This window comes from Pseudoalteromonas piratica, assembly GCF_000788395.1.
Lineage (GTDB): Bacteria > Pseudomonadota > Gammaproteobacteria > Enterobacterales > Alteromonadaceae > Pseudoalteromonas > Pseudoalteromonas piratica.
The window spans coordinates 159,330-172,843 of the sequence record NZ_CP009889.1 but is presented as its reverse complement, the minus strand read 5'-3'; the positions used below and the strand labels follow the sequence as shown (position 1 = coordinate 172,843).

At 39.2% G+C, this 13,514-nt stretch carries 11 protein-coding genes; 8 read left to right on the top strand and 3 right to left on the bottom strand.

Annotation, left to right across the window (positions count from 1 at the left end; translation table 11 throughout):
- Positions 1 to 71 precede the first annotated feature (71 nt).
- From OM33_RS15515 to OM33_RS15490, 6 genes are all read left to right on the top strand, one after another.
- The gene (locus OM33_RS15515) at positions 72 to 1,013 is read left to right on the top strand and encodes a DMT family transporter (RefSeq protein WP_040134863.1); all 942 of its coding nucleotides are present in this window, start codon (positions 72 to 74) and stop codon (positions 1,011 to 1,013) included.
- Positions 1,014 to 1,057: 44 nt separating this feature from the next.
- Positions 1,058 to 1,939 (top strand): NAD-dependent epimerase/dehydratase family protein, encoded by an 882-nt coding sequence (locus tag OM33_RS15510; RefSeq protein ID WP_040134861.1) that lies wholly within the window; start codon positions 1,058 to 1,060, stop codon positions 1,937 to 1,939.
- Between the two features lie 393 nt (positions 1,940 to 2,332).
- Positions 2,333 to 2,557: a hypothetical protein gene (locus OM33_RS15505; RefSeq protein ID WP_040134859.1), complete on the top strand. Its 225-nt coding sequence runs from the start codon at positions 2,333 to 2,335 to the stop codon at positions 2,555 to 2,557.
- A 106-nt stretch (positions 2,558 to 2,663) separates the two neighbouring features.
- Entirely contained in the window at positions 2,664 to 3,053 is a 390-nt protein-coding gene (locus tag OM33_RS15500; protein ID WP_199922597.1) for a DUF6228 family protein, read from the top strand.
- 113 nt (positions 3,054 to 3,166) lie between these two features.
- Positions 3,167 to 3,526, top strand: a complete 360-nt coding sequence (locus tag OM33_RS15495; protein ID WP_040134856.1) for an NMCC_0638 family (lipo)protein — start codon at positions 3,167 to 3,169, stop codon at positions 3,524 to 3,526.
- A gap of 282 nt (positions 3,527 to 3,808) precedes the next feature.
- Positions 3,809 to 4,336: a DinB family protein gene (locus tag OM33_RS15490; RefSeq protein ID WP_040134854.1), complete on the top strand. Its 528-nt coding sequence runs from the start codon at positions 3,809 to 3,811 to the stop codon at positions 4,334 to 4,336.
- A gap of 310 nt (positions 4,337 to 4,646) precedes the next feature.
- Here OM33_RS15490 and OM33_RS15485 read toward each other — a convergent pair whose 3' ends face one another.
- Together OM33_RS15485 and OM33_RS15480 are read right to left on the bottom strand one after the other, a co-directional pair.
- Complete coding sequence (locus OM33_RS15485) at positions 4,647 to 5,888, bottom strand: EAL and HDOD domain-containing protein (protein ID WP_010558375.1); 1,242 nt, start codon at positions 5,886 to 5,888, stop codon at positions 4,647 to 4,649.
- Positions 5,889 to 6,074: 186 nt separating this feature from the next.
- On the bottom strand, positions 6,075 to 6,953 hold the full coding sequence (locus OM33_RS15480; RefSeq protein WP_040134850.1) for a LysR family transcriptional regulator: 879 nt from the start codon (positions 6,951 to 6,953) through the stop codon (positions 6,075 to 6,077).
- 110 nt (positions 6,954 to 7,063) lie between these two features.
- Here OM33_RS15480 and OM33_RS15475 point away from each other — a divergent pair, with 110 nt between their 5' ends.
- Positions 7,064 to 7,435 (top strand): DoxX family protein, encoded by a 372-nt coding sequence (locus OM33_RS15475; RefSeq protein WP_040134848.1) that lies wholly within the window; start codon positions 7,064 to 7,066, stop codon positions 7,433 to 7,435.
- A gap of 227 nt (positions 7,436 to 7,662) precedes the next feature.
- Complete coding sequence (locus OM33_RS15470; protein WP_040134846.1) at positions 7,663 to 9,660, top strand: methyl-accepting chemotaxis protein; 1,998 nt, start codon at positions 7,663 to 7,665, stop codon at positions 9,658 to 9,660.
- Positions 9,661 to 9,802: 142 nt separating this feature from the next.
- Here OM33_RS15470 and OM33_RS15465 read toward each other — a convergent pair whose 3' ends face one another.
- Entirely contained in the window at positions 9,803 to 13,243 is a 3,441-nt protein-coding gene (locus OM33_RS15465) for a PAS domain-containing hybrid sensor histidine kinase/response regulator (RefSeq protein WP_040134844.1), read from the bottom strand.
- Positions 13,244 to 13,514: the final 271 nt, after the last annotated feature.

Here is a 13,514-nt window from a genome sequence, read left to right as displayed (position 1 = left end):
CCGAATAGTCAAAAATTAAGTCTCTAAAAAACATATTATTTAGCCTTCAAATATTAATCTGAGAAGTTATTATGTTTGTTGAGTCAAAAATGATTAAAGGTACTTTAGCGATTGTTATTGCTAGTTTTCTTTGGGGTACGACCGGCACTGTTGCAAGCTTTTCAAGTGATGTAAGCCCCCTAGCCATTGGCGCATTCGCAATGGGTGTTGGCGGTGTATTGATGGTACTAACCAACATTCGAAGTCTACTTGCAAACTATCGACAGCTTATCAAACGAAAGGGACTATTCGCTGCTGGCGCCTTATCAGTTGCAATATATCCTCTGGCATTTTATTCCGCTATGCACTTATCTGGCGTTGCGATAGGTACTATTGTGCCAATAGCCACTGCGCCCATGTTTGCCGCCCTTCTTGAGCGTCTTTTTAATCAAAAATCAATTTCAAGAAAATGGGGGGTAAGTTTTACGTTTGGTGTGATTGGTGTCATTTTGCTCACTCACGGTAAAAAACCCGCATTTGATGACACATCTAATTTATTTCTCAATTCAATAGGAATTGTCTTAGGCTGTATCGCTGGGTTAACTTACGCCTGTTATTCGTGGGTAGCAAAATCCTTTATAACGAAAGGCATTGATTCTAAAGCCGCCATGTCAGGGTTATTCGGGGGAGCGGCAATTCTGCTATTACCTTCTCTATTTTTTACAGGTGAGAATTTATTTTTAAACATCACCAATAGCGTTGTTTCACTTTATATGGCAATTATCCCAATGTTTCTAGGATATTTATTATTTGCATATGGCTTAACATTTATTGAAACAAGCAATGCGACATTAATAACGTTGCTGGAGCCTTTAATAGCAACAATATTGGCGGTTTTGCTGTTGGGGGAAAGTTTTAAGCTAATGGGTTGGATGGGCGCATTGTTAGTTTTACTTTGCTTGGTTATTCAGTCCATTAATCTGCCAAAAATTAACACTTCACTCAGTGACAATAATAATCAGCTTACTTCATAATACTTAGATGGCTGCATCGCGTTTCACATAGTAAAAGGCACAAAATGAAAATATTGGTAACAGGTTCTGCAGGTAGAGTCGGGCGTGCTATTTATATCAAATTAATGAGAGATCATGATGTAGTAGGTTTAGATAAAACCCCTTGCTCAACGGTAGACCTTATCGGTGATATTTGCGATGGCGAATTAATTTCTAAAGCACTTGAAAGTGTGGACGTTATTGTTCATACCGCGGCACTTCATGCACCCCATGTTGGGCTAATAGCTGATAAAGAGTTTCTAACCATCAATGTCGATGCAACCGAAAAGCTAGCCTTAGCTGGCATCAAAGCAGGCATTAAGCACTTTGTTTTTACCAGTACAACCGCACTTTATGGTTATGCTTCATCCTCTGAAGGTGACACCAGTTGGATTACGGAGCAAGTTGAGCCTCAACCTAAGTCTATCTATCATAAAAGTAAAATACTTGCAGAAAACAAGCTGAATGAAATTTCAAAGCTCTTCAATCTTCCAGTTACCGTATTACAAATGTCTCGATGTTTTCCCGAACCCGCTGACTTAATGGCAATCTATCGCCTTACTCGCGGTATAGATGTGCGTGATGTCGCAAGTGCGCATGCATGTGCCATAGATAAACGATTAAACGGCTTTAAACGTTTCATTATTTCTGGGTTTACACCATTTAATCAAAATGACTGCGAACACCTTTACAATCATGCAAGTGAAGTCATAAAAGAAAAGTGCCCAGAGATAACATCAGCGTTTAAACAAAGAGGTTGGCGTTTGCCAACAAGTTTAGACCGCGTGTATGACTCATCAGCTGCACAAGCCAAGTTTGGTTGGCAGCCAAAGCATGGCTTCGCGAGTGTACTGGATATGTTAGATAGTGAAATAGCAGAAGTGTTACCCGTTTTAAAACAGCGCTGAGAAGTAATGAACAATACTGGTGATTGTTCAAACTAACCTCAACAGCATATTACCCAATCAAACATCCACTTTTGCTTATGAACATGGCACGTTATATAAATTTTTTTGGCGCGATTATCTAAATAAAAAATGTAATCTACTGATTTAAATGGGTAAATACTTAAGAGTAACATTACATAACGGTCTTCTAATTGCGCGATTAAGTGATGACTCGATTATCTAAACCAAATTATAAATTGCTAGGGCAATAAACTACTGATAATCTACTGATAATATTAAATAAAATTACTTATTGGTCTGGCAATTTTAGGTTGTGAATAACTTCCTTAAATCGAAATGCGCACTAATAAGCTGTTATACGTTTCTCAAAATTGGTACCGAGGAAGTTAAAATATGAATTTGAAGCAATTTTTAGCTCTACCAGAAGAGCATTTTATAGATGCTGAGTCTGCAACTAAGTTAAATTTAGATCTATCAACTAAAACTATAAGCGATATTCCAACTGAAAAACGCGCATTAGTTAGCGAATATCTCTTAAATGCTCTAAATATGAATTCTGTTGAAAGCAATATAAAACCAGCTCTTGATAATCTGTTAACTGAGTTACAAAACGTATAACAAAGCCATTATGGCAGGGACGCAAAACGCTTGGCTTGCGCTCATTCTTCGCTAATGTTAGCTAAGCATTTTTTCGCCCCATATGGCGGCGTTAGAAGTAAAGAGTATGGATACAGCAGTCATTAAATCAGGAAATACATCAGCAACACTTACTTTCTGCGAAAGAGAGGCTGATTACTTCACTGTGCTCTATGAGTCGCCAGCGGTTAAGCTTAGGAAACGTGTTTGGGGTTACACTGACTGCGAATTCTTGGTTAATCTATTCTCATTCATCGCAAAAGAATGGAAAGGTTGGCAAGGTGTTCAAGAGTGGGCATCAATCGAAGGTGAGTTTGCAATATCTGCTACATCAGATGCTCTTGGGCACGTGACCTTGAACATAAAAATCAGTGAATTTGATGGCCCCGAAGTCTGGGGTTCAAATGTCACCCTTGGCTTAGATGCAAGCCAAACCGAAAACATTGCTAAAACAGTAAGGGCGTTCTTTGCAAACTAAAACTTCTAACAAGTTGCTCAAGCATCGTTCCGGCCAAAAGACGGCCTCCACTGGACTCGCTAACGCTCACCGCTTAGCAAAGCGTTATATGTAAATCAAGGAATCGACCAACAATGAAGTTAACCCAGTTACCTCTGTTATCCGTTTTAATGTTAACCACTTTAACTTTTATCAAACCAGCTTATGCTTCAATTGAAAAATTTGCAGCTAATTTTTCATTTGCAACATGCGTTAGACATGCTGGAGATGAAAGAACTTTATCCAATCTGTTCCAAAAAAAAGGGATCAATCAATTAACCCCCAAATTCGCAGATCAATTTTTAAATGGCAATAAAGGGAAAGCATGGTCTTTCACAGCACCAAATGGTCAATATGCAATTACTTTTCAAAAAATGGAGTCTGTACTGTTTTTGTCAAAAAAGCCAATGCAGGCAAATTCATTTCAGAGGTTAATGTTAACCTTGCCAGAATAAATAAAAACGTTGGTTGGTCTTTTTCACCTAGCAAAGTCCCCAATTTTGCTGGAAAAACTGAACTAAAATCATTCAATGTAACAGGGCAATCAAAAGAGGGTAAGAAAGTTAATATTATTCTTAGCGCAACTTATCAAACAACTGGTAGCTATCAAATTGCTCTTAGCTCGGCTGTGATGTAATACCCATATCAAAACGCTTGGCTGTGCTTCTTGGTTGCTAATTTTAGCCAAGCTTTATTAGCTAGTTATGCGGGCTTTATGCCCTTGGAGAGTATATTTAGTGAAATCAAACTTTGAGTTATTAGCCAACTATAATTTGTGGATCAATCAAAAAATCTATGATTCTGCCAATAAGCTCGACCCCGAAGACCTATCGAAAGATAAGGGAGCCTATTTCAGTTCAATTATTGGTACCCTTAATCATATTTTGGTCGGTGACATTATTTGGCTTAAACGCATATCTAATCACCCAGATAGTTTTGAATCGCTTAAACTGATGAAGAAATTTGCTGATCCGGTTTCTTTGAGTGAGATTGTTCATCCAGATTTAGAGTCTTTGGCTCAATCTAGAAAAGTTATTGATGAAGCCATAATTAATTTCATTAATGAGATTTCGGAAGAATCAATCTTGAGCGAGTTAGACTACATCAATACCAAAGGCAATAAGTTTACAAAAAATCTTGGCTTTATTATCCAGCACTTATTTAATCATCAAACGCATCATAGAGGGCAAGTAACTACAATTCTTTTTCAATCTGGCATTGATGTTGGTGAAACTGATCTATTGGCGCTTATACCCAGTGAATAACGGCATAATAAGGCGCTGCAATCGACCTCAAGTATTTGTCATTTAGCTGCCTTAAGGTAACTAGCATAAAGTAGCCTTGAGTAATAATTTATCCATAAGGCTTGGTTCCATCGGTCACTGCTAAACTCAGATCAAGTTACAACGAAACCGCGTTATGATTGCTTCTAATCTTTGTAAGATGTTAGAAGCAAAGACAAATATGGCTAAATGCTATATCAAAAATTAAATGGGGTGGAAAAGCGGCCTTTATTCCACTTGAGCAGTTTAAAACCGATTCTTTAACGTTTTATGGCGCGAATTCTAAGCCTTCTTACCCAGATACAACTGCAAACACATCATCTGCATACGTGCGGCTTTGCTCTGCCAATTCAAAAATGCTCGAGATGGGTGTTGCAGGTCTTACTTCTGCTAAAATGGATTCGGCGGCTTGCCAATTATTTTCTTCAATCGCCATCGCGATTTTTAATGCGCCACCGAGAAGACCGTCATAATTTAATAGTGCCCCGCTTGAATTACTATCCAATGAAAACTCACTAATAACGGTATTAAGATCCATATCTAATACAGCGCCTAAAATAGACATTAAACCAATCAGGTACCCCTGCTCGGCCATCTCTTTACCGCCCGGTGCTAGAAATAGCGACATAAACTGGGCGCGCATTAGGCCAAATTTGGTCAACTCTGAAGGCTTATCAACCCCCAAGTCACTGAGTGCTAATACCCGTATAAACTGCCTAAGGGTATCTTCTCCCAAATACACCACAGCCTGCGAAATTGACTTCATTTCTTGCTTATCAAGGCCGGAATGGGCATTAACCAGTTTTAGCACGCGCGCAGTCAGACTTAAGTCTTTGGCAATCTTGCTTTCGATCTCTTTGAAATTGAGGTTAGGTCGAGTGGTCGATTTTAATAAATCAAATACCACCAGCTTTGATGGTTCAACATTGCCATGGGTTAGCATTTCGGGTTTGGCAAAAAAGTAGCCTTGAAACAAATCAACGCCTGCTTGTTGTAAGTAGTTAAAGTCTTCGTAGGTTTCTATTCGTTCAACAACAATTTTAAGTTTGGGGTACAAACGCTTTAGCTTCTTAGCTAAGGTGGTGGTTTTTAAAATCGGGTGCTCAAGCTCTAATTTAACGTAAGACATGTAAGGTAACAAAGGCTCCCATCTTGGATCTTTGTCGTAATCATCAAGCGCAAATTTGTAATTTTGTTTTCTGAGCGTTTTTACAATCGCCAGTAATTCCTCAATGTTCTGAGAGCGTTCAACAATTTCAAGCACCAAGTTATCGGGTTTGAGTAAACGCGGAATTTCCTGTAACAACGTAGTGTCAGATAAGTTGATAAATGCACAATGGTTAGCAACTAACTTATCTTTACCAACTAAAATCAGTGAGTTAAAAAACATTCGTCCCGTTGCTTGCTCATCGGTCACACCAACAGGAAAAGCATTATTGTCTGAATCTCGATACAGCAACTCATAAGCAAAGATTTGCTTCGATGCATCAAGAATGGCTTGTCGTGCAATAAACTGGGTTACAGGTTTCGTCATAAGTACAGCCAATTGAGTAGTGAAAGCTCTAACAGAGTGATTTAAATTGTATCAACTATGATTTCTGACTAAATTATCAACACTTTCATTAAGACTACGCCAGCCAAGCCGTTTGAGCAAACAAAACATGTTGATGAATTAAAGCCGTGTCGTAAATGCCCCCTCACTTAGCTTGCACAACAGGGTTCAGACCTGCTCAGTAAAATAACGCGATAAGTAATCCACAAAAGCGCGGATTTTAAACGGGATATAGTCTGCATTTTTATATACTGCATACATCGGGAGAGAAGCCTTTTCACAATCAGTAAATAGCTCTACCAATGCACCTTCATTCAACTTATCTTGAACCATCCATTTAGGCATTCCCGCAATTCCACAGCCCATCAGAGCCATTTTCACAATAAATTCTGGGCTATCACTTTTAATAAACTCTAAAACCGAATGCTTTTGCTGATTAATAAACCACACATTCGATGGCCGACTAAGCGAGTAAGTAATACATTGATGGTGCGCCAAATCTGAAAGCGCTGAAGGATGGCCATTATGTTCCAAGTAATCAGGCGCAGCAAAATAACACAACTCGTGATCCAATATTCTTTTTGCTTTCAGCCCTGAATCAGGTAAATGTGCGGCTCTAAGTGCAATATCAATATCGTCTTTATATAAGTCCACTTGCTGATCATTTACAGAGACTTCTAACTTAACCTCAGGATGTTGTGATAAAAACTCTGCCACGGGCTGTGAAAGCATGTTCGTTGCAAACGCTGATGGAGCGGATATTTTTAATCTTCCCGAAACCTTTGCCTGTTCACCCTTTAACGTTTGTTCGGTGACATTAATTTGCTCAACTAATTGCACACAAAATGCTAAATAAGATTTTCCTGCATCCGTTAAGTTTATTTTTCGTGCACTTCTTTCAAATAAGTTAAAGCCCAACTTGTGCTCTAACCACGCAATCTTTTTGCTCACTGCACTTTGCGTCACATTAAGCTCATTGGCTGCGGCTGTGAAACTATTAAGCCTTGCCACCACGCAAAATAAATTAATACATTCGAGTTTATCCATCTTCTACCCATACATTCCAATTGGGAATACTATAAATCATTATATAGGCATTTATGAGTAAAAACAGGAATGCTTAAATAGCGCTAACAATTACTTTAAGGAGTCACAATATGACTATAATTACATCCGTGCTATTTCTATTTTTTCTATTTGCAAGCTCAATCAAAGTGCTGGGTTGGCAACCGTTTATCTTTAATACTCAATTAGCCTTTTTTAAAAAGTATGGGCTTACGCGTACCCATATGTATTTAGTCGGATTGATTGAAATGGCTGCAGCTATTTTATTGCTTGCCTCACTCATATTAAAGCTAGATTTACTCATGGTGTTAGGCGCATTAGGAATTGCGTTTACATCTCTTGGTGCGCTTTATTTTCACTTTCGATATGACACGTTTAAAGATGCAGTACCCGCACTCATCACACTCGTTTTATCTGGCATGATACTAATCAAGCATTATGGTTTGATCGCAAGTTTGCTCTGAGCAATTATTTACTTAGAACAAGAAACTTGTTCTGCCATACAGTGCGAAATTAATAGCGAAATAAAATGAATCTAATTGTTTAAATTTTAATTTTTCACCTATTATTAGTTAATGTCTTGTTAAAGTTAAGACTGCTTTCGGCGTGCTAAAAAAATTAAATTTAATAATAAATTCATTATTAATCAAAGACTCCCATAGAGCAGTATCGTTGTTGGAGACGCAGTAGTATGCATAATCGAGTTTTGAAGTTTATCTCTAAACATGTGGTATTTGTGGTTTTGCTACCGTGTGTTTTACTCGCAATGGTTGTTTTCTATGATGTATCTGTTTCTTATAAACGCATGCAAGACGCTCTTTACAGTGAATACAATGCATTTGTCAGTCATCATGTACTGTCTCTGATTCATGAAACACAAAAAGAGCGAGGCACTTCTGCAGGGTTTCTCGCTTCAAAAGGGCAACAATTTTCGTCTGAACTGTCGTCTCAACATCGCAATACAGATGAAGTACTCGCTAAATTAAAAAACACACAATCAAGTTGGACCTTATCCGACGAAATGCAGCGAGAGCTCGAGGGTTTTTTACTTAAATTTAATCGGCTAAATCAGGTTAGACAATCTGTTAAACAACAATCTATTCCGCTTGCCGACGTACTTAAATTTTATACCGACATTAACTCTAAGGGGTTACACATTGTTAATGTCGCATCTCGCCTAAGTAAAGAGCAAATTATCTCGTCAGAGCTTTATAGTATTCACAACATTTCAAGTGCAAAAGAATCCGCGGGTATTGAACGCGCTGTACTATCAAATGTATTTGCAAACGACGCGTTTACCCCTTCACTTCGCAACAAATACGTTGAGCTAAAAACAAAACAATCGGTTTACTTATTCGAAGCCGTCGATTCAGCGCCCGAAGGTATCCGTGACATTTTCGAACAAGCACTCTCTTCACCAGAATTAAAGAGCGTAGAACCTTTTCGAAATGCCGCAGATAGTAAAGATAATGGATTTAACATAGACGCAACTGAATGGTTTGCAGCCGCTACCAAACGCATTAACAGACTTAAGCAAGCTGAAGAAAAAGCGCTGATACAAGTGGATAACACAGCCATCAAAATTCAGCATGATGCATTAAATATACTAGTTATTGAGATAATAATTTTAATTATTGGTGCGTTAACAACGGTAGCAATCTTTCTATCTTTAAAACTAAGAGATCAACAAGGTAATGCGATTGCAAAAGGTATTGAGGTGGCTATCACGCATCGCGATCTTGCTGACGAAATTGAAATTTTATCCAGCGATGACTTAGGTGTAACAGCGACACGAGTCAACGCTTTAACGAGTCAGTTTGAAACGGATTTAGTCGAATTTATCAATGCATCACGAAAAATTACCACTTCAACTCATGAAACTGCTGTTGCAATTAGCCAAAGCAAAACCAATTTAGTAGAACAACAAGAAGGGGTTCAGACAATCGCCTCAGCAGCTGAACAAATGGGTAATAATGTTCAACATATCGTTGATTCTATGGCGCAAAGTGCAGAGTCCGCAAAGCAAGTATACATGGCTTCTTTTAAAGGTCAGGAAGTTGTGACTGATGCGGTGGGAGTTATTCAAAAAGCGTCGGAAGATATGGCACTTTCAGCCAATAAAGTGAACGAGCTAAACGAAAAAGTAGGCAGTATAACCTCTATGGTTGACCTAATCCGAGGCATTGCAGAGCAAACAAACCTGCTCGCCCTCAATGCGGCTATTGAAGCCGCGCGAGCTGGAGAACAAGGCAGAGGGTTTGCCGTTGTTGCCGACGAAGTTCGCAACTTAGCTAGTCGAACACAACAATCAACGGAAGAAATTTCAGCATTAGTCGAACAACTGCAAGAGAGTTCTATTGAAGCTGCAAGAGTCATAACACAAGGCAAAGAGAATGCTTTGCAAGCAGCGGATCGTGCTGACGAAATAAGAACGGCACTGGGTGAAATAGTTGAGCAAGCGAAGCAAGTGGAAACTAATATGGGGGAAGTTTCAGTGAGCACGCAACATCAGCGTGATGCAATTGATGAAGTGAACGAAAAGATTTTTGAAATATTCCAAAAAGCCTCAGAAAACGTTGTGGGCGCAGAACAAATAGCGGTTGCAGCTTCTCATATTGCAGAGTCTTCGATGAATATGGATGACCTTATTGAACGATACAAACTAAAAACGAAACAACCCGAATATTAGTTATTGAGCTGGGAGCATTAAGGGAGCATTAAAGCTCAAAACCTAAGGTTGCTTTAGCTCTTAACAATATCGAGCCTAAATGCGTTGTGTTTTTGCTTTATAAATCACAAAGGCGTTGCTCCAAATAGCAACATCGACACCATTAGGCACATAACTTTTTAATTAACCGCTTTAACGCCGGCGCTTTTACCGGTTTATAAAGAAGCGGATACCCCGCATCACTTATCAATTCACGCACCGATTCATCGTGTTCTGCGGTGTTAATAATACACGGTAAATGACTCAGTCCGCATTCGTCCAAAAGCGTCACACCGGTTATACCGTCATCTAAATGGTAATCAGCAATAATTAACATTGGTAGTGGCTTATTCTCTTTAAGTGCTTCTAGCTGACTTTTATTTGTGGCAGTTTTCACATCACAGCCCCAGGTTTGTAAACGTTTTGCTAGAGCTTGTAATACCGTCTTATCGTTATCAATTAGCCATACAGTGAGCCCATTAAAGCTTGCTGATTGCTCAATATTTGGTGATAGCGAAGTATGCTCCTGATTGTGCTCACCCTCTGCTGCAATTGGCATTTGAATCGAGAACTGCGATCCATGACCAACTTTAGATTGAACTGTAAGTGCTAACTGAAGCGCATCTGAAATACGTTTTGTTATGGCTAAACCTAGGCCAAGTCCCTGTGCCTTATCTTGTCCATCTAGCTGTTTGAATTCTTGGAAAATCAGGCTCTGATCTTCGCTGGCAATACCTGGGCCCGTATCTGTCACAGATAACACTAAGTACTTGCCTGCTTTTTCACAATTCAGCGTCACTTCTCCAGTTTGGGTATAACGCACCGCATTACTTAATAAATTTTGAACCACTCTTCGCAGTAAAGTACGGTCGCAATTTACCATTATCTCATCAAAATGTGATTTAAAAGTAAGGCCTTTTTCACTAGCTAGTGCCGAAAATTCGGCACTTAGGGGTGTTAATAATTTCGCTATTGAAAATTGGCTTTTCTCTATTTTTAGATTGCCCGACTCAAGTTTCGTGAGTTCTAAAATACTACTTAGTAATTCTTCTGCTGAAGTAAGTGAATTTTTAATATTACTGGCAAGCTCAGCATATTCTGAACCCTGTGACTTCTCTTCCATTACTGAACAAAATAAGCTCGCCGCATTAAACGGCTGTAACAAATCATGGCTCGCCGCTGCAAAAAAGCGGGTTTTACTTTCGGTTGCTTCTGCTAAATCTAAGTTTGCTTGGGTTAGTGCGTGAGTTCGCTCATTTACTTTTTGCTCAAGATTAGTATTAGCTTCTTTCAGTGCATCTTGTGTATTCACAAACTCAGTGACATCACTAAAAGTGGTAACAAAGCCGCCGCTTGGCAGTGGGTTGCCTTGCATTTCAAATACACGCCCATTTTGATGTGCACGCTGATATTTATAGGCACTACCGGTTTTTAAAAACGCTAATCGTTTAGTGATTTCGTTTTCAATGTTGTTTGTTTTAAATAAGCCTCGCTCAGCATTAAAGCGAATAATATCTGCGATTGGTCGGCCAATATACAGTGCATTTTCGGGGTAGTGAAACATGGTTTGGTAAACACTATTCCAGGCAACTAAGTTTAAGTCACCGTCCACTACACTGATCCCCTGATTGACATTTTCTATGGTCGATTGCAGTAAGTCACGGTTGAATTTGAGCACTTGGCTTGCCTCATCAACAATATTGGCGACTTCACTTAATTGTCCGTGTTGTTTATTCTTCGCGGCTGTCAGTACCAAATTCGCTGAAGCACCACCAATTACGGCAGCCATTTCGCGCGCAACGATAGTTTCTAACTTAGCATCTGCAGGTTTTAACCAATCAGCACCTTGTGTTGGGAAGTTGTACTCAATAATTTGCTGGCCAGTTGTGCCATCAACAAACCGCAGCAATAAACGACTCAACTCATCCACACTCAGTTGATGCTTGATGTTATTTGCGTGTTGTTGCTCCACAGAAAACACAAACTTCTCAGCTTGTAATTGTTCTGCAACTTCTGCACCTCGCTTTAATGAAATATAGACAAACACTAAGGTATTAAAGGTGAGTGATAATAATAAGGTTTGCGAAATACTATCTAGGCCAAGCCCTAAAAAGTCTGCTGGTGCTAAAAAACCTAAGCCAAGAGGACCTAAAGTTAACCAAGACATTTGCCAATTTAAGCTAGTTGCAATTGAGGGCAAGAGCAGACTGTAAACCCATACTGCGAAGCCTGTTAAAATGGCATATTTTGCAGCTTTTCGGGCAGCTCCTCGCCAAACTAGACCGAGCAACAACGCAGGTGCAAATTGCGCCACGAGGGTGAAAGACATCAACCCAACATTTGCTAAGCTATTGGTACTACTAAGTAACTTATGGCAAAAATAACTGGCAATCAGCACACCTAAAATCACCACTTTACGCGCCATTAAAATGCCTTCGGGCGAAAGTCCTGACTCAGCGTTTTTTGTTTTGCTTTTAGTTAGCAGTAATGGGTTAATAATATCGTTAGTGATCATCACAGAAAGCACAATTGCAGAGAGAATCACCATACTAATAGCGGCGGAAAAGCCGCCTAAATATGCTGTGAGCGCTAAGCCCTGATTATCGAATGCCAACGGCAATGCCAGTACAAAGGTATCAAAAGCCACACTTTGCTGATCAAGTAATAACAAGCCTGCATAGCCAATTGGTAATGTACATACGTTTAATAGCAGTAAATAAAGCGGAAAAATCCAACGCGCTTTTTTTATATCGGTTTGCTCATCACGTTCAACAAAACTGACATGGAATTGACGTGGCAAACACAGCATGGCCAATAAACCCAAAATCATATGACTGATATAGACATAATTTGCGCTGCCTCGCTCAGCTACTTGGTTTTGCAAGTCAGCACTTTTTGCTGCTTGCATTAGTGCACTCGGGCTTTCAAATAAACCGAAACAGACATACAAACCGATAGCTAAAAAGGCAAATAACTTGAGGAGTGATTCAAAAGCAATGGAGTTCATTAACCCCAGATTATGGGCATTGGGGCGCAGCTTGTTGGCACCAAATAAAATGGCAAATATGGCCAATACCAGTGTTATATAAAACGTACCGTCTTGAAAAATTGACTGAGCTGCGTCTGTATTTCCACCTGCAATCAACATGGTACTTTGGCTAATAGCACTTAATTGCAACGAAATATAAGGAATAATAGCAAATACCGATATGGCGGTGATAATGCCAGCGAGCGAGCTGGATTGCCCATAGCGGGTAGCAATAAAATCGGAAATAGAAGTGATTTTATGTGTCTGGCAAATTTCGCTGATCTTTAAATAAACTTGCCAGCCGAAAATAAATAAAAGCAAACTCCCCACATAAGTGGGCGCTAGCCACCAGCCGTTGTTTGCGGCCTGTGCAGTGGTGCCATAAAAAGACCAAGAAGTACAATAAACCGCTAGCGTTAAACCATAAACCAATGATTTAAACGACTGCACTTTGTATTTTTCGCTAAAGTAAGCTATAGCAAAGAGTACAGCTAAATAAACAAATGCAATTGCACTAACCGACCAAATTGTAAGCATTATTTTCGTTTTTATTAGGTTGCATCATCTAAGACTAAGCGAAAAGCAAGCAATAATCTCATATAACTTTAGTACTAACCACACTTCCAAAAAGCTCATTTATAAATTAACTCTTTGAATCTAAGTAACTAATTAATTTTTTTGTAACAAAGCAAAGTCAATATAACCGCAACAATGTACTTTTCACAACAATAAACCATACTTAGGAATGTTTTATGACATTGTTTTGTTTGAGGCATAAGACAAGGAGGACTAAATAAACAAAGCAAGC